This window comes from Coriobacteriaceae bacterium (assembly GCA_025993015.1).
Classification (GTDB): Bacteria; Actinomycetota; Coriobacteriia; order Coriobacteriales; family Coriobacteriaceae; genus Collinsella.
Window position 1 is genome coordinate 566,209 of sequence record DAJPFV010000001.1, and the last position, 23,392, is coordinate 589,600.

The window sequence follows — 23,392 nt, forward strand, 5'->3', positions numbered from 1 at the left end:
ATAAGGGGCAAAGCCATCTGTCGGCTTTGCCCCTTCCTTACCTTAGTTTACTCATCCATAAGGTAGTAGTGACCCAGCGCGTCGGCACCCAGGATGGCGTTGGCGACCATCTCAGGCGTCACCTCAAACGGCATGTTGCACATGGTGTCCTCGGGCGCGCACGCGGCCTCGGCAACAATCATAGCCTTCTCACGCGTAACCTCGGCAACGCCAAGTTCCTTCATCGTGACCGGCAGGCCCAGCTCAATGCAGAAGCCCAAGACTTCCTCGAGCTTCTCGGTCGGGGCATCCTCGAGTACCAGCTGGACGATGGTGCCGAAGGCGACCTTCTCGCCGTGATACATGCCATGGCACTCGGGCAGCATCGTCAAACCGTTGTGGATGGCATGAGCAGCAGCAAGGCCTGAGCTCTCAAAGCCAATGCCCGAAAGCAGCGTGTTGGCCTCAATGATGTGCTCGACGGCAGGCGTGAGCGCACCCTTCCCCAACGCAACCTTGGCCTTAACGCCATCGGCCATGAGCGTCTCATAGCAGAGCTTGGCGAGCGCCAGACCAGCCATACCGCCCTTGCCGCCGGCGCAGGTGCCGCCGTCGGCATCATGCGTCGCCTGGGCCTCGAAATAGGTTGCGAGCGCATCGCCCATACCGGAAACCGTCAGGCGCACCGGGCTCGCCGCGATAACCGTCGTATCCATAAGGACGATATTGGGATTTGCCTTAAGGAAGAGGTACTTGTCGAACTGGCCGTCGTCGGTGTAGAGCACCGAAAGTGCCGAGCACGGGGCATCGGTCGAAGCAATGGTGGGACAAATGATAACCGGGGACTCCAGGTAATAGGCGACGGCCTTCGCGGTGTCGAGGATCTTGCCGCCACCGACGCCGACGATGATGTCGCAACCGTTGTCGCGAGCGAGCGCAACCAGGCGATCGACCTCGCCCTTGGAGCACTCGCCGTTAAAGTCCTCAAACAGCAGCTCGGCCTTAGCCTCAGCAAAACCGCCCTCGATCTTGGCACCGACGCGCTTCTTGCCCGAAGGCGTCACGATGACGAGGGCCTTAGCGCCGAGCGGCTCAACGTAAGAGCCGAGCTTGGCGAGCTCGTCCGGACCCTGGATGTACTTGCTGGGGCTATTGAAAATTGCAGCCAAAACTATCCCATTCTCTAAAAAAGAAAGGGGCTCCGTACGGATACGTGCGGAGCCCCTCGTTACGATAACAAGAGTCGATTAGAAATCGATGTCGGTGTCGTAGTAGCAGGCCTTGAGGATCTTCTCGAAGTCGGCAGCCTTGGTCTCACGCGGGTTCTCGGGCGTGCAGGCGTCCTGCTCGGCGTTCGCGGCGATCTCGGGCAGCTTGGCGAGGAACTCCTCCTCGGAAACCATCTGCGGGTTCTCGGCGTCGACCTTCACGCCACCATTCGCGTAATCCTTGATGGACTGCGGAATGTTGAGCTGGTCGTTGAGGTCGCGAATCTTCTGGACGAGTGCGGCGATGAGCTCCTCGTTGGTCTCGCCGGGAAGGTGCAGGATCTCCTTGGCCACGTAAGCGTAACGCTCGGCAGCACGCGGGTCCTTGGAGTTCCACTGGATGACCTTGCCCAGGTACATGGCGTTAGCAGCACCGTGGATGATGTGGCCGTTCTCAAAGGCAGCACCGGTCTTGTGAGCCATGGAGTGAACGATGCCAAGCAGGCCCGAGGAGAAGGCGATACCGGCGATGCACTGAGCCTCGTGCATGTGCTGACGGGCCTCATGGTCGCCAGCATAGGACTTGGGCAGCCACTCGACGATCTCGCGGATGCCGTGCAGAGCGTTGGCGTCGGTGAACATAGAGGCGCAGGTGGAAACGTAGGCCTCCATGCAGTGGGTCAGAGCATCCATGCCGGTGTGAGCGCACAGCTTGGCGGGCATGGTGTAGGTGAGCTCGGGGTCGACGATGGCGACATCAGGGGTGATGTTGAAGTCGGCCAGCGGGTACTTGATGCCCTTGGCGTAGTCGGTAATGACGGAGAACGCGGTGACCTCGGTAGCGGTGCCGGAGGTAGAGGAGATGGCGCAGAAATGAGCCTTCTGACGCAGCTCGGGGAAGCTGAACGGCTGGATGATGTTATCGAAGGACTCCTCGGGATACTCGTAGAAGACCCACATGGCCTTAGCGGCATCGATGGGCGAGCCGCCACCGATGGCGATAATCCAGTCGGGCTCGAACTCGCGCATGGCCTCGGCGCCCTTCATGACCGTCTCGATGGACGGGTCGGACTCGACGCCCTCGAACAGCTTGACCTCGAAGCCGCCTTCCTTAAGGTCGTTCTCGACGTCCTGCAGGAACCCGCCGCGGCGCATAGAGCTGCCGCCAGAAACGATGATGGCCTTCTTGCCCTTGAGGTTCTTCACCTCGTGGCGAGCGCCCTCACCAAAGTACAGATCGCGAGGATTGGTAAAACGTCCCATACTGTGCCTCCTAAACAAGCCCCTCTTAGACTTGCGTATATAACGGAGCACCCAATTGGCTCCGTTAGGACCGGTTTGCGCGTTGCCGGCGATGACAATGCGCGATGTCTAAACGTCTCAACGCTCAGACAAACACTATTTTACCGTTCTGGTTGGTCAGTTATTCACCTAAAGCCGCCAATGATGAAACGTTTTTTCTATCCCTGAAGACCCTTGTGCGGCATTCATACTCCCAAGCTGGGCAAACGTTTTATCAAGGTTGACCACATATCCCGGGCAGGACGGTGCCCCTCCAAAATATGCACCGTTCGCCGCCAAAAATCGACCGTTTGCGGCACCGTGATACCACTCGGTCGTCCAAGGTGCCGACATTTGTGCGACATCCGTCTTCGTGGTGCAAAGGTGCAAGTCCAAGTGCGGCACCCCCGGTGTGCCACATGCGGGTAAACTAGAACCTTATATAGAAACATTTGAACCCTAACCGCAGCAAAGGAGGCCCCATGGCATTCGATCCCATTCAAGAGGATTGCCATCGCCTCGTTCTTGAGGCCTTGCGCCGCGACAATATCCCGCTCACCGACGGTGCTGCCGTAGAGCGTCTGATGGAACAATTCACCCGCAACCCCGCACCGCTCATCGTGCACGACCGCGACCGCGCCGGGCACCTCATTGCCAAGGTGGTCGAGGCTGTCGACTACCGCATTCCCTTTATCCCTGACGATACCCAGGCAGAGCAAGAAGAGGCAGCTGCCGAGAACATGCTCCGCGAGGCAGCCGCACTCGACCCGGCCAACTGGGATGCCCAGCGCATGCTGACGGCGCTCACCGCCGAATCCAACGAGGAATACGTGCAGTATCTGGTGTCCAAGTGCGACGAGGTGGAGCACGATCTGGCGCTCAAGACCGCCTCGGCGCAGGACCCCTACGAGCGCGAGGCCGCTGGCGACCTTATGCGCCGCCCCTACCTGCGCTGGCTTGCCGCCCTTGCATCGCGCGCCCTCATTAGCGGCCGCTATCGCATGTCGCTCGAAGCCGCAAACCGCAGTCTCGACTTTGCCCCCAACGATCCCGCCGGCGTCCGCCACACCGCAATGCTCGCCATGGCAAAGCTCGAATACCCCGCCGAGGAGCTCAAACGGTTTCGCTCTGCACACTCCGTCCCCTATCTCGCCAACACGCCGCTGCGCCGTCGTCCCAAGGACGCGGAGCGCGACTTGGACCCATGGACGCTCATCGCGCTGATGAGCGCTGCCTGGCGCGAGCTGGACTACGAGGGCGCCGAGCACTATTTGCGCATCCTCGCACGCTCGTGCCCGCACGCGGCCGAGGCACTCTACTTCCAAACCGAGTTTCCCGATGGCGTCTATGCCCGCGTCAACGTGGGTGCGGGCTCCACCGACGAGCTTGTCCTTGCGCTGTCCGAGGCGACGCCGGTGCTGCAGGAGGGTCTGGGCGCCCCCGACAACGCCAGCTTTGCCGCCTGGGTCGCCACCAACGACATCGTGCGTTCCCAGATCGACGAGCGCATCCTGCGCGCGGCCGAGCAGGGGCTTCCATTTAAGGGAGGAGACCTCTAATGGATCCGAGCGTCTACATCCCCGCCTATCTGGAGCGAACCTATCTGGCGTCGCACCCCGAACTCACCGATGCAGCACGCGAGCTTGTCCATAACGACATTAGCGCGAATCCTCAAAAGTATGCGCAGTCCGAGCATGCCCAAGCGCTGCTGTCCTATGCCGGTGTTCATCGCCACCTGCTCGACGAGCTCCATCGCATCGAGGACATGGGCAGCGACGAGGAGTTCGAGCAGACGCGCAATCGTCTGTTCGACGACATGCGCGATGAGCTGCTAAAGATCGTCCGCATCGATGCGCATGTCCTCGACGCACAGCTGCTCGCCATCATCCTGGCCGACACGCCCGTTGACGCCTGCCTGGGTGACCTGATGAAGCTTGAGGCGACCACGGCCGATTACCTGCAGCAAAGCGTGCCCGGGTTCGACATGGAAGCCCCGCACTACTGGGCCAATAATGTTTTGGCCGACGGTGTCACTGCAGCAGACCTTACCGTGAGCGAGCCGGCTCTTATCGGGTGGCTTCACACACTCGATGCCATCTCGCAGCTGTGCATGGCGAGCGCCCGCTACCGCGCTGCCGCCAACTACGCCCGCCGTGTTCTTAAGGCGGAAGGCTACCCCACCCGAGCCGCAGGCACCGTGCTGCTCGCCCTTGCTCGCTTGGAAGACGAAGACGGCTTTTTTGCCCTAGCCCACCAGCTCGAGGAGCAGATGGGAGCCGATGCCCTCGAGAACTCCCCCTGGTACCTACTCGCCCGCACGATTCTGCTGTTCAAAACAAACAAGATGCGCCCGGCGACACGCGCGCTGCGCGAGTTTGCCAACCGTTGCGAGGGCGGTGCGTTCTTCTTACTGAACCCCATGTACCAGACGCCGTACCTTCCCTGCCGACCCGAGCCGCGCGATCCCTGGGATCTTTCGCACCAGGCCGTTTGGGAAGCGGACGGTATTATCTCGGACACTCCCGACTTTGCTCCCTGGGCCAATGCCTGTGAAGACGTGTCACAGCTTGCCCAGGAATTTGCGCGCCGCTACGGTTTTTAGTGACGCACTCGACCCGACCATGTCGTTTACGTTAGGAACGATTTCATGAACCTCCGCTCATCTCTCGCCTGTACCTCGAGCGATATCGCTCGCTGGGGACTGCGCTCTGTCCTAAAACGCCAGGGCGGCGTACTCCCCGGCCGCATCGCCATGAAGATCGACCCCGAGCTGCTAAGCGACCTCGCCGGCCTTGTCGACCGCAGCGTGGTGATTACGGGTACTAATGGCAAGACCACCACCTCCAACCTCATCGCCGACGCCGTTGCCGCCAGCGGCGCCACCGTGGTATGCAACCGCGCCGGCAACAACATGGAGCCGGGCGTGGTGGGTGCACTGCTCGAGGCGCGCAGCGGCCTCAAGCGAGCCGGCGGCGGCAAGCGCGTGGGCGTTTTTGAATGCGATGAGCTCTACACCGTGCGCGTCCTGCCCAAGCTCAAGCCGACGTACTTCGTGCTGCTCAACCTGTTCCGCGACCAGCTGGATCGCTATGGCGAGATCGATCACACCCAGGAGGTCATCGCCCATGCGTTGGAGCTCTCTCCGGCAACAACGCTCATCTACAACGCAGACGACCCGCTGTGTGCCGCGATCGCCGCACGCGTTCCCAATGCAAACATCGCCTTTGGCATCGACGGCGCCACCGACACCGAGTCTGACCGCATTAGCGACTCTCGCTTTTGCTCGCAGTGCAACGCCCCGTTGGAGTACGACTATGTGCAGTATGGTCAACTCGGCGCCTACCATTGCCCCTCGTGCGGTTGGGCACGCCCCGCACTGGTCCGCCGCGTGACGGGCGTGGAGCTCGGCTGCGACGGCTACGACTTTGACCTGGTCTTTGGATCTGCGCCCGACGCGGCTGCCGCACACATCGCCACACGCTACAACGGCCTGTACATGGTCTACAACGTTGCCGCCGCCTTCTTTGCCGCGCACGAGTTGGGCGTGGATACGGCGCACCTGCAGCCCACGCTCGATGCCTACGTCCCCGCCGGCGGACGCATGGGCCGCTGGGATATCGCCGGCCGCACCGTCGAGGCCAACCTGGCTAAGAATCCCGTGGGCTTCGATCGCCAGATCCAGTCCATTAAGACGGCGGGCGGCAGGCTCTGTGCTTTCTTCCTCAACGACAACGACGCCGACGGCCACGATGTCTCGTGGATCTACGACGTCGACTTCGAGCGCATCGCCGACACACCGGGTCTTGTCGCCTTTGCCGGAGGCACGCGTGCGCACGACATGCAGGTACGCCTCAAGTACGCCGGCATCGATGCCGCGATTATCTCGGACGTCGCGCAGGCAATTGGCGCCGTTGCGGATGAAGCCGCAGGCGACACTTTCTATGCCGTCGCCAACTACACGGCCTTCCCGCCGCTGGTCAAAGAACTCGATGGGCTGAAGGGTGCCGATGCAGCCACGGTTGCTGCCCGCGCTGCAACGTGTGCCGATGGCAGTGCCGTCCCCGTCGGCATCGCGCCAGTCGAGCTTTCGCGCCCGCTGCGCATCGTCTACCTGTACCCCGATGCCCTCAACCTCTACGGCGACGGCGGCAACGTTATCGCCCTCGAGCGTCGCTGCGCCTGGCGCGGCATCCCCGTTCGCGTGGACGAGGTCCGTATGGGCGAGTCACTCGATCTCACCGATGCCGATATCGTCATGATGGGTGGCGGCTCCGACCGCGACCAGCTAGCCGTGGCACACGAGCTGCTCGCCCAAAAAGACAAGGTCGCATCCTATGTTGAGGATGGCGGCTCGCTGCTCGCCATCTGTGGCAGCTATCAGCTGCTCGGCCGTTCGTACTATATGGGCGAGGATCGCATTGAGGGTCTGGGGGTCATTGCCGCCGAAACCGTACGCGGCTCCGACCGCCTGATCGGCAACGTAGCCGTCAAAACCGACCTGGCACCTGAGCCCTTTGTGGGATTCGAGAACCATGGCGGCCGCACGCTTTTGGACGCCGATGCCACGCCGCTCGGAACGTCCGTCGTCACGGGCACCGGCAACAACGGCGACGATGGCTTTGAGGGCCTGATCTACAAGGGCGTCATCGGCACGTACCTGCATGGCCCGGCGCTGCCCAAGAACCCCGAGCTCGCCGACTGGTTGATCGCCCATGCCCTCGAGCGCCGTGGCGATGCACAGGCCGCCGCCCTGCTGCCGCTCAAGCCCCTCGACGACACCTACGAGCACGCCGCCCACGACGCCGCCATGAAGCTCCTCCCCTAGCACCTCACCACCACAAAGGGGACAGGCACCTTTGTGGTGGTTTTTCAGTTTGCCAACGATATGTGAACGGCTAAAAAAGTCTGCTATACTCTTTCCCGCTGTCCCCATCGTCTAGCGGCCAAGGACGCCACCCTTTCAAGGTGGATATCGCGGGTTCGAATCCCGCTGGGGGCACCACAGCATTTGAGCAGGTCAAGGTGTGTTTTTCGTCTTGGCCTGTTTTCGTTTTTAGGGGCTTGCCGCAAAATGCGCCGCAAAATCGCCGCAAAACTCCGCCGCAAACGCGCCGCAAATCTCGGGCGGTATCGCCTCGGCACTACGCCGAATCTCCTTTTTTAGGGCTTCGCATTGTTCGCATTGAACGCACCGTCCCGCCTTTTTTGGGGCGTGACATTCTTGACATTGAACGCACCGCCCCGCCTTTTTTAGGCTTATGAAAGTTATGGTTAACGGCATGAAAAGGCCCCGCCGTGGCGGGGCCTGATGTTGTCTAGGGGACGGGAACCTCTTTAGCCTCCCCCATCTCAAGCTCGATAGCAGATGGACTCTCGCCTCTGAGGAAAAATGGAATCGGGAAGAAATCAATCCTCCCCGTTTCTTTGTCGATCGCATACGGAGTGTCGCCCGGGGTCATCTTTCCATCGAAACCGAAACCTACGAACCAATGGTATTTGCCCTCGTATGCGCACACTGGGCCGTATCCGTCTACGGCCCCCTCTTCCAGAATCGGCTTTATAGCCTCTTCCAATGTGAGCATAACCGCCAACCTCCCCAATCGCCCGCACTCGGCACGGCACGCCCGAAACGTCCCGCAGGTAGTGAACGGAGAACCTGCGGAGAGACGTGCCGCCTCGGGAACGGGCGCGCTTGAGCGCCCAAACCCCTATTCCTCTGGTAGGGCTTTGAGGTTCACGCCCCTCACGGGTTCGTACACCTCCACCAGCGTACCCACGAACATTATACCGCCCTCGCCTGCCCGCTTCTTTCCTAGGGGCCTCAAATCGTCTTTATAGGCCCTATTGTCGTGCGTTAGCAGTACTCGCCCGCCCTCGGCCTCAAACGCCTTAATTCGAGCCAATCGTTGCGTCCTCGGGCTATATGGCGGCAACCTGTAAAGCCCTATCTCCCCAACCTCGGGTATGCGAGGAACCCAAACGCCCATCATCCCCGCCGTTAGCGTCGGCTCCATGCAATCGCCCGTGAGCCACGTAGAGAACGCCCCGTTTCCTCGTCGTGCGGGGATAGACTGCCCTGAGCACCCCCCCCCCGCATCGTTCGGCGTTTCCCGTTCTCGTCCATGTCGGCCTCTTTCCTCTCGTGGGCTTGTCTCCGTTTCGCCCGTATCGAGGTTAGAGCAGGGAACGCGCCCGTTCCCCCCTCCCCGCAGGGAACGCCCGAACCTACCGAACCCCCACATATGCCGCGCCGCGCGGGTTGATACACCGCCCCCCGTTGTTGATCGAGACGAAAAGCGGAGCGCACCCGTTCCCACAGTGCGCCCCGCCTCACATCTCGGGCATTTTCCAATCGTCGAGCTTTTCCAGCTCACCCGTAAAATCGAACTCGCCCATAGCGGCCTCACCTCCTAGCTTTCCTCTGCCTCGTGGCCTGAGCCTCGCCCAATAGGTCGTTGACCCGCTCCATGCCCTCACGCGCCTCGGCTATGAGGCGTTGGCGCTTTCCCGTGGCCTCGGCCTCCGCCGCCTCGATCTCTTTGAGGGCGTGCGTAGCGCTCCACCGTGAACGGCTGAGGGCATCGGGCACCCATTCTGCATGGATAGCGGCTCTAGCCCTCTCCATGCCTAAACCCGTCAGACGACAGTTCTACCGCCCCTGAGCCTCGCCGCCAATTCGGTATCAATCGCGTACCTATCGCCCTCCGCTCCTTTCTTTTTAATCTCTTTATCCTTTAGGCTGGTGCCACCGCACCACCTAACTTGCCCATTCGTACTAGCTAACTCATCCGTTCGTACTACCTTTCTTTGGCTGATAGGTAGTGCGCCCGCACCAGCTAACCGCGCTATCGTCGCGGCGTCTGGGGGCGTTGGCGTCCCGTCCCTTGCGTTGAGCGTGACCGTCTGCACCGCCCCCGGTTCGTTCTTCGCCCCTATCACGTAGACCGCCGCGCTACCTCGCCTGCCCTCATGCCCCGGCATAGTTTCGAGCAGCGGGGCGCTCGTCCCGTCCGGGAACCAAACCGTATAGCGTTTGAGCCTCTTCACCGCGTTGTTAACCTGTCCCTCGGTTATGCATAGCTCCGAGGCAATGGCGGATACCGGGGCAGACACGGCCCGCCACTCGAATGGCGTACCAACTGCCACGCTTGGCGAATATCGCGGTTTGCCCAGATAGCGTACAAGAACGGATAGAACCGCCGCCGCAACACCCGAGCTTAGCCTCGCCGAAACCTGCAACATGCTGGGGTAAAGCGTTGTGAACGTTCCATCTCTCCGTTTCGTAGCCACGCGGCTACCCAACGCCCACACCCGCCAATGCTAGAACCGAGCTGCGGGTTACGAATACGCGCCGCCCAACCCTCGCCGTCGCTAGGGCACCCGTGGCGATGAGCCGCCTAACGGTGCGTTCGCTCATGTCGAGCACGGCCCCTGCCTGCGATACCGTGAGCAGCCGCCCCATCTTGACGGGTACGGCTCTAACGTCCTCGTTCCACATCGCCGCCACCTCCTAGGCGCTTGCGGCGCACCAGCTCGCGCCCTATGGCGTGGAACCTGCCCATAGCCCAGCGGCGATATAGGGCACCCTCGCCAATGCCGCACGTTCTAAACGCCAACCTGTCGCACTCCGCCGAAATCTCGGCTTGGCTCATGCCCTGAACGTCTAGGTTGGCTACATGCCTGATAGCGGCAAGCGCCGCCTTTAGTGGCCTCATGTCCGCCCCCTAGATGAGCGCCGCGTATGCAAGCAGCGAATCACGGTTGATCTTCCAGCGCATACCCGTATTAACGGCTTTGAGCCTGCCCGACTTGCACGCCCTCGTGATAGTTGGCTTTGAGCAACGGGCAATCGCCGCCGCCTCGGGCGCTGATAGCGGGTTGGGCAGTTCCTCAAAACGCCCCTCCTGCGCGATAGCCGCCAACCTGTCTAGCTGTTCCTGAGTACACATTGCAGCCCCTCCGTAGGTAGTTACTGAATCATTCACGCGCGTTTGATTCAGTTTGTACCGCGCATAACGCGAACAGTCCACAACGCCGTTTACCTGCGGAAATGCTGAAACGTTCATTTTGCTATTCATTTTTCGGCGCATAAAACGAACCGTAGGCGCGGATAGTGCGTCTACGGTTCGTTTTATAGCTATTTCGTTCGGTTTAGTGCCCTCGGATTAGGCTCCAAACTGAATCGATTTCATCACCTCGTGAGAACAAAACATCAGTATCTTCACCGTTTGCCAACAACATTGAGCGCACCACCTCGGTTAGGGCTGATAGCTGGGTATCGGTGAGATACCAACACGCGTCGGCTATTCCTGCTATATCCTCGGCCCTGTCCTCGTTGGCGGTAAGCTCCCCGCTTACCCTGCTGGGCACATCGAGCAACCCAGCTACAAACTCGTTGAACGTCTGAGCGCTTTCGCCACCACGCCCCAACCGCTCCGCGAGGTCGATTATCTCGCGCACGTGTCGGGGCTTAGCCTTGTGCGGCTCCTTGGCCCATGCTGAGACGGTGGACGGCCCTACGCCGCACGCCCCCGCCACAGCCGCCTGCTTTAGGCCATATCTCTCGCATATGCGCCTAATGGCGTCCGAATCGTCAGCGAACTTGGGGCGGCTCTGCATATCGAGGCCATGCGACATGAGCCACTTGATCGCATCATCTGGGAACGCCGCGCGGTACCCGTCCACCTCACGCCCCCATTCGACCGCACGCATAGCCCTAGTGTGGAACTCGTCCAGCACCTCGGCACCTGCCCCCATCACTCGCCGCCCCCTACGGTAAGCGCGTTCTCAACGGCTAGGGCGGCGCGGCGCTTGCCCTCGCGCGTTGCGTCGGCGTAGGTATTGAGCGTCATAGCCGCGTTTGAGTGCCCGAGCATGGCAGAAACGGCCTTTACGTCAACGCCGCTCTCAATGGCGATAGTGGCGAACGTATGGCGCAGGTCGTGGAACGTGGGGCGCGTGCCTTGAGTACCCTTTATCTCGATAGCGCCTGCAAGTTCGCGCCACTTGTTGCCCAGATACTGGGGCCTGAGGAACCCACCGCGAATGTCCCCGAGAACGAAAAACCTTTCATCGAACGGAACCCCAGCGGCGCGGCAATCGGCCTCCACCCGCTCACGCCTCGCCCTCAAATCGTCGGCAAGGGCACCGCCAAACGTGACGTATCGGGCACTATCCGTTGTCTTTGCGTCTTTGAGGTAGTAGGCCGCGCCGTCCCTGCCCAACGCCTCGTCAACGTAGAGCGTGCCGCGCTCAATGTCCACGTTCGACCATCTGAGGGCGCATATCTCCGCCTCTCGCATCCCAGTGAACAGGGCAATTTTGATACCGAGCAGCTGGGGCGTGAGGTCGAGCGCGTCGAGCACCGCGAGGACGGTGCGCACGCCCTCGACCGTGAGCGCGTTCGGCTTGGGCCTCGTCCCCTTGGGCGCTTTCACGCCGCGCGTAGGGTCTTTGATGAGCAGATCGGAATTAATGGCCTCGTTCATGGCAGACCTGAGCAGGGTGAGCGACTTGCGAACGGTAACGGCACTGTATCCCTCGGACAGCTTCTCTACCCACGCCCTCACCGTGTCGGGGTTGAGCTTGGATAGCTCCATGTCCCCCAGTGTCGGGGCTATCTGCTTATCGAGGTAGCGCGTATATCCGTTGAACGTGGACGGCTCTATCTCGTGGCGCTTTCCGTCCAGATAGCGGCGAACGTAGGCGCTCACCGTGAGTGGCGCGTCGGCATCCAGCCCGAGCGCGGTAAGGGCGCTCGCCTCCTGCTGTTTCCTCTGCCACTCGGCCTCAATCTCACTTAGCCACGCCTCGGCCTCTTTCTGGGCCGCACGCTTGCCCGTGGCCTCCAAACCAGTTGAGACCTTGCGCCATTTTCCCGTTGCCTCGTCCTTGTATGAGGCCTCGGCAATCAGACCGCGCCCCTTGCGTTCCCTAATCCGTACGCTCGTGTAGTGCATCGCGGTATCTCCGTTCACTCGCCGCGCCGCAAAATACGCCGCAAAACCGCCGCAAAATGCAGTGTACTACTTTGCGGCGCTTTGTATCGCGTTGCATTAAAACCCCAGTTAAGACGTTCGCCTTTGAACTGCCATTATCTGCTTGCACGTTAGGGTGCAGCTCTTTCAAGGTGGATATCGCGGGTTCGAATCCCGCTGGGGGCACCATTTGAATTGAAGAGCCCGTTACCCTCGCGGTAGCGGGCTTTTTGCTACCGATATGCCGGGATTCGAACCCGACAGGGTGCGAAGCTGAGGAAACGCGCAAGCGTTTTCCAGCGCAGCACGCAAGGAGCGGAGCGACGCAGCGGAAGCGGGCGGCGCCAGCCGCACGCGGACATCCCGCTGGGGGCACCATTTGAAACTAGAAGCCCGTTACCCCCGCGGTGACGGGCTTTTTGCTACCGATATGTCGGGATTCGAACCCGACAGGGTGCGGATCCCGGCATCATCGCAAGGCCTGTGGTCAAAAAATGGCAAATATGAGTACTGTTACCATTTTAGTTACAGCGAGTTCATGCCTTCAGAAGGCGATTTAGCCGTCAGGCGTCCTACGGCGGAAAAATTGCAGACGTTTATCGGCTAAGTAATTGGACATATGTTGCGTAACACTACATATTTTGCAAATAAATAATGTTACAGGACTTGTGACAGTACTCATATTTGACGTTTTTTGCCCATAGCCCTTTATACCTAGGCAAATCGGCGGCAAAACGGGCTTCAAAGCGTCCTTCGCAAACAAAAAGCCGGGGCCCGCGTAATGCGGACCCCGGCTTTCAACCGTGACGGTATGTTATCCCAGTCCTACACGTAGAACAGGATGTCGTCGTAGGTCGGGACCGGCCAGTAGTCGGCAGCCACGATCTCCTCCATGGCATCCACGGCGGCGCGCAGCGCATCCATAGCGGGAACGACCTCGTGCGCGTACACGTTGGCCTGCTCCTGACCATCGAGGCCCTCGGCCTTCTGATGCACGGCGTCGAGCGCCTTGATGGAGTCGTTGATGGTGGTGATGCCGTTGCAGAGCTTGTTGAGCGTGTTCTGCTCGCACTGCATGGCGGCCTCAGCACCGGCGGCACGAATAGTCTCAAGGCCCTTAGCGACCTTGGTGGCATAGGCGGTAATGACCGGACGATAGGTACGACGCGCCTCGCGAACCATCGTGGTAGCCTCGATGTTCATGAGCTTGTTGTACTTCTCGAGCTTGCAGTCATAGCGGCACTGGGCCTCGGCCTTGGTCAGGACGCCTGTCTCCTCAAAGAGCGCGATGGCCTTATCGGAAACGAAGGCGGGCAGAGCGTCGGCCGTGGTCTTGTTGTTGGCAAGGCCGCGCTTCTCGGCCTCGATGGGCCACTCGTCGGAGTAACCGTCGCCGGAGAACAGGATGCGCTGGTGATCGGTCAGCACCTTCTTGCAGTACTCGAGCGCGGCGTCCTGGAACTTATCCTCGGGCGTACCCTCAAGCGCGTCGGCGAAGGACTTGAGCGACTTGGCCACGGCGGCATCGAGCACCAGGTTGGAGTCGGAGACGTTCTGCTCGGAGCCGCAGGCACGGAACTCGAACTTGTTGCCGGTGAAGGCAAACGGGGAGGTGCGGTTGCGGTCGGTGTTGTCCTGCATCAGCTTGGGCAGGGTATCGGCGCCCAGGTCGAGCACGCCGCGCGTGGCATGGACGGAAGCCTTGCCATCGATGATTTTCTCGACGACCTCGGTAAGCTGGTCGCCCAGGAAGATGGACATAATCGCCGGAGGAGCCTCGTTGGCGCCCAGACGGTGATCGTTGCCGGCCGAGGCAACGGAGGCACGCAGGAGCTCCTGATAGTTATCGACGGCCTCGATCACCGCGGTGAGGAAGACGATGAACTGCAGGTTGTCGAGCGGGGTGTCGCCCGGGTCGAGCAGGTTCTCGGACTCGGTGCCAAGCGACCAGTTGTTGTGCTTGCCCGAACCGTTGATGCCCTCGAAGGGCTTCTCGTGCAGCAGGCAGACCAAGTCGTGGCGGGAGGCGATGAGCTTCATTTTCTCCATCATGACCAGATTCTGGTCGATGGCCTCGTTGACTTCGCCATAGACGGGGGCGAGCTCATGCTGGCAGGGAGCAACCTCGTTGTGCTTGGTCTTGGCGGGAATGCCGAGCGCCCACAGTTCATCGTCCAGATCCTTCATATAGGCCGAGACGGTGGGGCGGATAGCGCCAAAGTAGTGCTCCTCGAGCTCCTGGCCCTTGCATGGAGCAGCGCCAAAGAGGGTGCGGCCGGTGATGACCAGGTCCTTGCGCTTGCGGTAAGCGTCCTTCTTGATCAGGAAGTACTCCTGCTCGTCGCCCACGGAAGGAACGACCTTCTTGGGGGTTTTACCGAACAGCGCCAAAACGCGCTTAGACTCACGCGAGAGCGCGGTCATGGAACGCAGCAGCGGGGTCTTCTTGTCCAGGGCCTCGCCCGTGTAGGAGCAGAAAGCCGTGGGGATGCACAGGACATCGTCCTTGATAAAGGCGGGGCTAGTGGGGTCCCAAGCGGTGTAGCCACGGGCCTCGAAGGTAGCACGCAGGCCGCCGTTGGGGAAGCTCGAGGCATCGGGCTCGCCCTGGATGAGGTTCTTGCCCGTAAACTTGGTAATGGCGGTGCCGTCGTGGTTGGGCTCCAGGAAGCTGTCGTGCTTCTCGGAAGTAATGCCCGAAAGCGGCTGGAACCAGTGCGCATAGTGCGTCGCGCCCTTGGAGATGGCCCAGACCTTCATGGCATGGGCAACGGCGTTGGCCACATCCAGGTCGAGCGGCTCACCGCCCTCGAGGGTTGCAGCAAGGCGCTTCCAAATGTCCTTGGGGAGGTAGTCCTTCATGACTTCCTCAGAGAACACCATGGTCCCGAAGCGGTCAGTAAGATCGGCCATACGGAACTCCCTTCGTATCGGCACCGCGTGAGAAGCGGTGTTGATTACTAACGAACGAGTCATAGCTTAGACTCGCCGTGTTTCCGCAACATTACCGTTATGTTGCTGTCGCGAAACCAATCAATGAGGTTACCGCATCGCGGCGGCGTTGCCACCCTCAACAGCCAATCAACTGTATAAATTGCAGACCTCCTTGATTATCGACTTCATCCGAACACCTCCCACATTCATCCGCACATGTGCGGATGAATGTGGGAACCCGATACCCTGAGGGCCGGACCGGCCGGCCCCGGAAGATCGGAGGACGGCATGTCCGGAAAGAGGAAGAAGGGTTCCGCGAAAGCGGCCCCGAGGGCCTACGGAAGGCTCACGAGGCACGAGCGGGACACGGTCCAGAGGATGCTGGAGCGCAGGGCCTCGTGCAGGGAGATCGCGAGGGAGCTGGGCAGGTCGCCCTCGACGGTGAGCGCCGAGGTGGCGTCGCACAGGTTCGTGACGGCGCCGAAGCCCAGGCGCGGCGAGCGCGTGGGCGCCGACACCGACCTGTCGTCGGCCTGCCCGCGCCTGGCGGCGTGGCCGCGCTGCTGCAACGGGTGCGGCCGCTACCGCGCGGTGGGCTGCAAGCGCCGCCCGCACGTCTTCTACGAGGCCCGCGCCGCGCAGCTGTGCGCCGACTCGGTGCTCGTCTCGTCCAGGCGCGGGATCGACGCCGACGAGCCGGCCGCGGCGGCGAGGCTGGAGGCCATCAGGGACTGCCTGCGCCGGGGGCTCTCGCCCGAGCAGATGGCGGCGCGCAACGGCGGGCCGGTGGACCTGTCTCCCTCGACCATCTACCGCTGGGTCGCGGCGGGCTACGACGGCATGACCAACATGGAGCTCAGGCGCAAGGTCGGCTACAGGCCGAGGAGGCGCGCCGCCGTCCGGGCGGCCACGCGCCACTCCGCCCGCAGGTCATACGCCGCGTTCCTCGCCCTCGGGGAGGACGCGTGCGCCGCGGCCTGGGAGATGGACACCGTCGAGGGCGCCCGGGAGGACTCGGCCTGCCTGCTCACGCTACTGCACCGCCCCAGCAGGCTGCAGCTCGCGCTGCCGCTGGGCGGGAAGACCGCCGGGTGCGTCGCGGCCGCCCTGGAGGGCGTCCGGGCGGTCCTCGGCGCCGACGGGGCGCGCCGCGTGTTCCGCGCCGTGCTCACCGACAACGGCGCGGAGTTCGCCGACGAGGCCGCGGTCGCGGCCCTCCTCGGCGAGGGGCCCGGCGAGACGAGGCTGTTCTACTGCGACCCCAGGCGGAGCGACCAGAAGGGCGCCTGCGAGCGCAACCACGTCGAGATAAGGAAGCTGCTGCCCAAGGGCGCCGGCCTCAGGTTCGACCGGCTCTCCCCGGCCGACATGGCGCTCGCCATGTCGCACGTGAACTCCGAGCCCCGCGGCGCGCTCGGCTTCTCGACGCCCGCGCGCGCCTTCAGGGCGATGCTCGGGGACGATGCGGCGGCGCTGCTTGACGCCTACGGCGTGGAGGATGTGCCTCTGGCCGAGCTCGACCTGACGCCGGGACTCATCGAGAGGGCGCGCGCAGAGAGGGGCGATGCCCCGCTGGCCTAGCCTGAAGGCAAAACGGAATAGACTGACCGACCGTCCGGCTGAGTCTGGGAAGAGGTGCCGGGCGGAGGGCGGAGCATGGCCACCGGACCCATCGAAACACATCTCCACCGTTCCTTCAACTGGGAAAACGGCGCCCCCGGGGCCCGGATGGGGCCTCGGGGGCGTTCGGCTAGCTGCGGGAACGGCCTGTCCGCCTAATGTGTTCGGCTGAGATCGGAAATCAACCAAATTGCAGACCTCTCCCCATGGTTTAAGGGTAGTCAATTTGGGATGGAGCTCTATTAACTGGTATTTTGCATCAGATACCAGTCTTTATAGTCCCATCCTAGATTGACCGCCCTGTTATAGGGAATGCCGATAGCAAAGCATTTTCGATTGGTATCCCCAAATAGCGAGTGAAACTCCACCGTGACACAGTGGTGCTGTAGAATCCTTACAACACATCACACTATTACGTATCTAGAGGAGCACGATATGCGCGTCGACGAGGTTTTTAAGCAGGCAGCATCCCAGGGCACCGCACCCGTTTCGTTTGAGATGTTCCCGCCCAAGGGCGAGCTTACCCTCGACACGGCTCGCGAGGTGGCGGGCAACCTGTGCAAGCTTTCGCCGAGCTTTGTCTCAGTTACTTGCTCGGCCGGCGGCTCGGGCAACGGTGCCACCACCGCCCCCATCGCGCATATGATTACGAGCGAATTCGATACACCCTCGGTGGCACACCTTACCTGCGTGGGCCGGTCGCATACCGATATCGCCGCCAAGATCGACGAGTATCGCACCGCCGGCGTGGAAAACATCCTGGCCCTGCGTGGAGATCTCCCTGCCGGCGCGACCGAAGACGACAAGCCCGCCTCCGACTACGCCTACGCCCGCGACCTCATCCCCGAGCTCATCGACGCCGGCTTTTGCGTGGGCGCCGCGGCCTACCCCGAGGGCCACATTGCCTGTGAGGATCTCAACCTCTCGGTCGAATACCTCAAGCAAAAACAGGACGCTGGCGCGAGCTTCTTTGTGACGCAACTCTTCTTTGATAATGAATGCTTCTACCGCTTCCGCGAGCTTGCCGACAAGGCCGGCATCACCGTGCCCATTACCGCAGGCATCATGCCGTTTATGGGCAAGTCGCAGATCAGCCGCATGGTCTTTATGTGCGGCGCGTCGCTGCCCTCCCCCGTCATCAAGATTCTCGCCAAGTACGAGAATGACCCCGAGAGCCTGCAGGCAGCCGGTGTAGATTATGCCGCCCGCCAGCTTTGCGACCTCAAGGAGCACGGCGCCGACGGCCTGCACCTGTACACTATGAACCGTCCTGCGATCGCCGCGACCATTATGGAGCGCCTGGGGTAATGGAAAAACCGCACATCGATACAACCGCTGTCGAAGTGCCGGCCGACCTTGCGTCGCCGGCGCTTTACCGTGTCGATGCTGCGCACCATCCCCGTGTCGACCGTGCCGAGATGCTGCGGTATCTGGGTTACGGCGGCCAGCAGATTGAGCCCGAGCTGTCACGACGTATTGAGCTTGTGGTCGAGCGCCTTGAGCTGGACATTGAGCCCCGTGGCGTGCGCCGCGTGTTTGCCGTCGATGCCACGGGTGTGGACGAGCAGGGAGAACCTTGCATTCGCCTGGTCGGCACCAACGTTGAGCTGCGCGGTCGCGATATCTATCGACATCTCAAAGACGCCCGCTTTGCCGCACTCATGGCATGCACCCTCGGCATGGACGCCGAGCGTCGCCTGCGCACCACGGGAGCCCAACATCCCCTGGAGGGCGCCGTGCTCGACGCCGCGTGCTCCGCTTACGTGGAAGCCGCCGTTGAGCAAATGGACCAGCAGGTCAAGACGGACGCCGCCACACATGGGCTCGCCGGCAACTGGCGCTTTAGTCCCGGCTACGGCGACTGCCCGCTCTCGGCCCAGCGCTCGATCGTCAATGCGCTCAACGCCACGCGGCTCATCGGTCTGACCGTCACACCCACCAGCCTACTCATGCCCACCAAGAGCGTGACCGCGGTGATCGGTCTGTTCGAAGGCGAAGTCCACGACGCCCAGAGCCGCCCCACCTGCAATATCTGCCGCATGCGCGAGCACTGCCGCTTCCGCGCCGCCCACACCACCTGCTATTCCAGCCATTAGGAGCCCTCGATGTTTACTCCGCTTATCACTCATGATTCTGACGGCACTGCATTGGCGGCACCTGTTGATGCCGCACGTCGCAACGGTGCCACGTATAAGACGCGCACGATCGACGATCTGCGCATTAAGGACGATCGCCTGCGTGCGGCCATCGATGGCACGGGACACCTGCTGTTCGACGGCGGCATGGGCACCATGTTGCAGGCCGCTGGCATGAAGGCGGGCGCCCTGCCCGAGCTGCTCAACTTTGAGGAGCCCCAGGTCATTACCGATATTCAGCGTCAGTACGTCGAAGCCGGCTGTGACGTGATCACCGCCAACACCTTTGGCGCCAACGCCCACAAGCTCGACGGCGCCGCCACCGTGGCAGACGTCTTTGCCGCGGCAGTCGCCTGCGCCCACTCGGCCGGTGCCCACTACGTCGCCGGTGACATCGGACCCATCGGCGCACTGCTTCGCCCCTTAGGCACCCTGAGCTTTGACGAAGCCTACGACCTTTTTGCCGAGGAGGTGCGCGCCGGCGTCGCCGCGGGTGTGGACCTCTTTATTATTGAGACTATGACCGACCTGGCCGAAATCAAGGCGGCCGTCCTCGCCTGCCGCGAGAACTCCGACCTGCCCGTCTTTGCCACCATGACCTTTGAGGAAGACGGTCGCACCTTCCTGGGCACGAGTCCCGAGGTCGCCGCCATCACGCTCGACGCCATCGGCGCCGACGTTTTGGGCATTAACTGCAGCCAGGGACCGGCCGAACTCCGGGGGCTCGCCGCACGTATGCTCACCGTTACCGACAAACCCGTTATGGTGCAGGCCAATGCGGGTCTGCCCCACGTGGACGACGACGGTAACACCGTCTTTGACATCCAGGCCCCCGAATACACTCACGCCGTTGCCGGTATGATCGCCGACGGTGTAAGCGTCGTGGGCGGTTGCTGTGGAACCACGCCGGCGCACATGGCGGCCTTGCGCACGCTTATCGACAACCACACGCCCAGCCCGCGCCGCCGCAAGCCCAGCATGTCGGTCACGAGCGCCCAGACGGTCGTGGACCTTCCCTGCGACGGCCACAAGATCGCCGTCATCGGCGAGCGCATCAATCCCACCGGCAAAAAGCGCCTGCAGCAGGCCCTGCGCGACGGCGACCTGGACTACGTCGTGAGCCAGGGCATTAGCCAGCAGGAACAGGGCGCCGACATCCTGGACGTCAACGTGGGTCTGCCCGAAATCGACGAGGTCAAGATTATCCAACAGGCCACCGAGCAGCTCCAAGGCTCCACCCTCTTGCCCCTGCAGATCGATTCCACCGATCCCGCAGCCGTCGAGGCCGCCGTGCGCCGCTACGCCGGCAAGCCCATCATCAACTCGGTCAATGGCAAGCAGCAGATCATGGATGAGATCTTTCCGCTGGTCGCTCACTACGGCACCAACGTCGTCGGCCTCACGCTCGACGAAGGCGGCATTCCCGATACCGCCGAGGCTCGCTTCGCCATCGCCGAGCGCATCGTGGCCGAGGCCGCCCGCTACGGCATCGGCCCGGACCGCATCCTCATCGACTGTCTGGTCATGACCGCCTCGACCAATCAACGCCAAGCCGAGCAGATCTTGCGCGCCATGTCCCTGTGCAAGGAGCGTCTGGGCGTCAAATGTGCACTCGGCGTGTCGAACATCAGCTTTGGTCTGCCCGCCCGCCCGCTGCTGGGCTCGGTCTTTTTGGCCGCCGCCTTCGGCGCGGGCCTGGACGCCCCCATCATGAACCCGGGCTCCAAGCGCTTTATGGACACCGTCTACAGTTATCGCGTGTTGAGTGTTGAGGACGAGGGCTCGACCGGATACATCGAGCGCTACGCCGGCTGGACCGACCCGTACAAGATCGCCGCCAACCCGGCGGCAGCTCAGGCAGCGTCGAGCGATGCCGCGCCTGCCGCAAGCACCACCGCAAGCGCTGACGATGACCCCATCCGCCACATGGTCGTCTCGGGTCGTAAGGGCGAGATCGCGGCCGAGACCGAGCGTCTGCTGGCCGACCACGACGCTATGGACCTCATCAACAACCACTTTATCCCCGCCCTCGACGAGGTCGGCGTCCTCTTTGACCAGGGCAAGTTCTTCTTGCCGCAGCTCATGGCCTCGGCCGAGGCCGCACGCGTGGGCTTCGATACCATCAAACGCCTGATGCCCGCCGGCGAAATTGCTGACAAGGGCAAGATCTGTGTGGCCACCGTCAAGGGCGACATCCACGATATTGGCAAGAATATCGTCAAGATGCTGCTCGACAACTACGGTTACACCGTCTTTGACCTGGGCCGCGACGTCGATCCGCAGGAGGTGCTCAAGACCGTCAAGGAGCGCGACATTAAGCTCGTCGGCCTCTCGGCGCTTATGACCACCACCGTCGTCGCCATGGAGGAGACCATCAAATTGCTCCATGCCGAGGTTCCGGGCGTCAAGATCATCGTGGGCGGCGCCGTGCTCACCCCCGAATACGCCAAGCAGATTGGCGCGGACTACTATGCCAAGGACGCCGCCGAGAGCGCGCGTATCGCCGAAGAGGTCTTTGGCCGGTAACACAACGGAAACAACCCCGCACCAAAACGTGCCGCATGTGCCACTTGGCGCGTGCGGCACGTTAGAATAGAGGGGACTATGCTCGTTTTGGCAGATAGGAGCGCAAGGATGGCGATCACGCCTGCAGAAATCGCGGAAACCCGCGGCATGGTTGAGGAGCAGAACCTCGACATCAGGACCATCACCATGGGTGTTTCGCTCATGGGTTGCGGTGACGAGAACCTCGACCGCATGTGCACGAAGATCTACGACCACGTGACGCACACGGCTGAGCACTTGGTCGAGACCGCCGAGAACCTCGAGCGCGAGTACGGTATCCCCATCGTCAACAAGCGCGTTTCCGTCACCCCGGTGGCGCAGATCGCCGCTTGCTGCAAGGTCGAGGACCTCACCCCCATCGCGCATGCCCTCGACCGTGCAGCCGAGACCCTCGGCATCGACTACCTGGGCGGTTTCTCCGCGCTCGTCCAGAAGGGCATCGGCGACGCCGACCGCCGCGTTATCCAGTCCATTCCGCAGGCGCTCGCCACCACGAGCCGCGTCTGCTCCAGCGTCAACGTCGCCAGCCTGCGTGCCGGCATCAACATGGACGCCGTGCTCATGGCAGCGCAGACCATCATCGACGCCGCCAAGCTCACGGCCGACCAGGACTCCGTCGGCGCTTCCAAGTTTGTCTGCTTTGCCAATATGGTCGAGGACTCCCCGTTTATGGCGGGCGCCGTCCACGGCGGTGGCGAGGCCGACGCCGTCATCAACGTAGGCGTTTCGGGCCCCGGCGTTATGGCCGCGGCTCTGGAGAAGCTGCCCGACTCCGCCTCGATGATGGAGGTCGCCGAGAAAATCAAGCAGACCGCCTTTAAGATCACCCGCGCCGGCGAGCTCATGAGCCGCGAGGCCGCCCATCGCCTGGGTGTCGAGAAGGGTATCGTCGACCTGTCGCTGGCTCCTACGCCTGCCATCGGCGACTCCGTTGCCCGCATCCTCGAGATCATCGGCGTGGGCACCTGCGGCGGCCCGGGCACGACCTGCGCGCTCGCCATGCTCAACGACGCCGTCAAGAAGGGCGGCGTTATGGCCAGCTCCAGCGTGGGCGGTCTCTCGGGCGCCTTTATCCCCGTGTCCGAGGATGCCGGCATGATCGCCGCCGTCGAGGCCGGTGCGCTTTCGCTCGAGAAGCTCGAGGCCATGACCTGCGTGTGCTCCGTCGGCCTGGACATGATCGCCATCCCCGGCGACACCCCGGTCGAGACCATCGCCGGCATCATCGCCGACGAGATGGCCATCGGCGTCATCAACAACAAGACCACGGCCGTCCGCGTGATTCCTGCCATCGGCAAGGGCGTGGGCGACTGCGTCGAGTACGGCGGCCTGTTCGGCCGTGCACCCATTATGCCGGTGAACCCCAACGCCGGCACCGTGCTTGCCCACCGCGGTGGTCGATTCCCGGCACCGCTGAACTCGCTGAAGAACTAGCTGAGGGGGACTGGCGAGGAGCCCCGGGGAGGGCAAATATATAAGGTCGCCTGCTCGGACAGTCCTGACTCGCACGGAGAGCACATTAAGTGCTCTCCGGCTCGTGCGGAACTCGCGATCGACCTTATATATTTGCCCTCCCCGGGGCTCCCGCACAACGGGACCTCAGTTGGGTTCTATCCCGGTTGCAGTTGCTTCGCTCCTGCACCACTTGGCTGATGCGGCGATTTGGCGTTGGATCGGTTCTTTCTGATATATG

At 62.2% G+C, this 23,392-nt stretch carries 17 protein-coding genes and 1 tRNA gene; 9 read left to right on the top strand and 9 right to left on the bottom strand.

Features of this window, described 5'->3' with window-relative positions; translation table 11 throughout:
- Nucleotides 1-47 precede the first annotated feature (47 nt).
- Both OIL77_02500 and OIL77_02505 read right to left on the bottom strand, forming a co-directional pair.
- Nucleotides 48-1,148, bottom strand: a complete 1,101-nt coding sequence (locus OIL77_02500) for a glycerol dehydrogenase (protein HJI44294.1) — start codon at nucleotides 1,146-1,148, stop codon at nucleotides 48-50.
- Between the two features lie 78 nt (nucleotides 1,149-1,226).
- A complete protein-coding gene (locus OIL77_02505) occupies nucleotides 1,227-2,450 on the bottom strand; it encodes an iron-containing alcohol dehydrogenase (GenBank protein ID HJI44295.1) in 1,224 nt (407 codons plus the stop codon).
- A 500-nt stretch (nucleotides 2,451-2,950) separates the two neighbouring features.
- Here OIL77_02505 and OIL77_02510 point away from each other — a divergent pair, with 500 nt between their 5' ends.
- The 4 genes from OIL77_02510 (at nucleotide 2,951) to OIL77_02525 (ending at nucleotide 7,470) form a co-directional block, all read left to right on the top strand.
- Nucleotides 2,951-4,027, top strand: a complete 1,077-nt coding sequence (locus OIL77_02510; protein ID HJI44296.1) for a hypothetical protein — start codon at nucleotides 2,951-2,953, stop codon at nucleotides 4,025-4,027.
- Complete coding sequence (locus OIL77_02515) at nucleotides 4,027-5,070, top strand: hypothetical protein (protein ID HJI44297.1); 1,044 nt, start codon at nucleotides 4,027-4,029, stop codon at nucleotides 5,068-5,070. Before OIL77_02510 ends, OIL77_02515 begins: the two co-directional genes overlap by 1 nt.
- A gap of 45 nt (nucleotides 5,071-5,115) precedes the next feature.
- The gene (locus tag OIL77_02520; protein ID HJI44298.1) at nucleotides 5,116-7,293 is read left to right on the top strand and encodes a MurT ligase domain-containing protein; all 2,178 of its coding nucleotides are present in this window, start codon (nucleotides 5,116-5,118) and stop codon (nucleotides 7,291-7,293) included.
- A 100-nt stretch (nucleotides 7,294-7,393) separates the two neighbouring features.
- Nucleotides 7,394-7,470 (top strand) — tRNA-Glu (locus OIL77_02525).
- A 313-nt stretch (nucleotides 7,471-7,783) separates the two neighbouring features.
- On the opposite strand, the gene OIL77_02530 is transcribed toward OIL77_02525, so the two are convergent.
- The 7 genes from OIL77_02530 to OIL77_02560 form a co-directional block, all read right to left on the bottom strand.
- Nucleotides 7,784-8,050: a hypothetical protein gene (locus tag OIL77_02530; protein ID HJI44299.1), complete on the bottom strand. Its 267-nt coding sequence runs from the start codon at nucleotides 8,048-8,050 to the stop codon at nucleotides 7,784-7,786.
- Nucleotides 8,051-8,176: 126 nt separating this feature from the next.
- A complete protein-coding gene (locus OIL77_02535; protein HJI44300.1) occupies nucleotides 8,177-8,482 on the bottom strand; it encodes a hypothetical protein in 306 nt (101 codons plus the stop codon).
- Between the two features lie 1,464 nt (nucleotides 8,483-9,946).
- Nucleotides 9,947-10,183, bottom strand: coding sequence for a hypothetical protein (locus OIL77_02540; protein ID HJI44301.1), 237 nt, complete (start codon nucleotides 10,181-10,183; stop codon nucleotides 9,947-9,949).
- 9 nt (nucleotides 10,184-10,192) lie between these two features.
- On the bottom strand, nucleotides 10,193-10,417 hold the full coding sequence (locus tag OIL77_02545) for a helix-turn-helix domain-containing protein (protein ID HJI44302.1): 225 nt from the start codon (nucleotides 10,415-10,417) through the stop codon (nucleotides 10,193-10,195).
- Nucleotides 10,418-10,619: 202 nt separating this feature from the next.
- Entirely contained in the window at nucleotides 10,620-11,225 is a 606-nt protein-coding gene (locus OIL77_02550) for a helix-turn-helix transcriptional regulator (GenBank protein HJI44303.1), read from the bottom strand.
- Nucleotides 11,225-12,445, bottom strand: a complete 1,221-nt coding sequence (locus OIL77_02555) for a site-specific integrase (GenBank protein HJI44304.1) — start codon at nucleotides 12,443-12,445, stop codon at nucleotides 11,225-11,227. The genes OIL77_02550 and OIL77_02555 overlap by 1 nt, the downstream gene beginning before the upstream one ends.
- Before the next feature lie 825 nt (nucleotides 12,446-13,270).
- On the bottom strand, nucleotides 13,271-15,358 hold the full coding sequence (locus OIL77_02560; GenBank protein ID HJI44305.1) for a glutamine synthetase III: 2,088 nt from the start codon (nucleotides 15,356-15,358) through the stop codon (nucleotides 13,271-13,273).
- A 309-nt stretch (nucleotides 15,359-15,667) separates the two neighbouring features.
- Here OIL77_02560 and OIL77_02565 point away from each other — a divergent pair, with 309 nt between their 5' ends.
- The 5 genes from OIL77_02565 to OIL77_02585 all read left to right on the top strand — a co-directional run bounded on the left by OIL77_02565 (nucleotide 15,668) and on the right by OIL77_02585 (nucleotide 23,133).
- Nucleotides 15,668-16,960, top strand: a complete 1,293-nt coding sequence (locus OIL77_02565; protein HJI44306.1) for an IS30 family transposase — start codon at nucleotides 15,668-15,670, stop codon at nucleotides 16,958-16,960.
- Between the two features lie 474 nt (nucleotides 16,961-17,434).
- The gene (locus tag OIL77_02570; protein ID HJI44307.1) at nucleotides 17,435-18,307 is read left to right on the top strand and encodes a methylenetetrahydrofolate reductase; all 873 of its coding nucleotides are present in this window, start codon (nucleotides 17,435-17,437) and stop codon (nucleotides 18,305-18,307) included.
- Nucleotides 18,307-19,095, top strand: a complete 789-nt coding sequence (locus OIL77_02575) for a hypothetical protein (protein HJI44308.1) — start codon at nucleotides 18,307-18,309, stop codon at nucleotides 19,093-19,095. The genes OIL77_02570 and OIL77_02575 overlap by 1 nt, the downstream gene beginning before the upstream one ends.
- 9 nt (nucleotides 19,096-19,104) lie before the next feature.
- Entirely contained in the window at nucleotides 19,105-21,660 is a 2,556-nt protein-coding gene (locus OIL77_02580; protein HJI44309.1) for a homocysteine S-methyltransferase family protein, read from the top strand.
- 108 nt (nucleotides 21,661-21,768) lie between these two features.
- Complete coding sequence (locus OIL77_02585) at nucleotides 21,769-23,133, top strand: PFL family protein (GenBank protein ID HJI44310.1); 1,365 nt, start codon at nucleotides 21,769-21,771, stop codon at nucleotides 23,131-23,133.
- Nucleotides 23,134-23,392 lie beyond the last annotated feature (259 nt).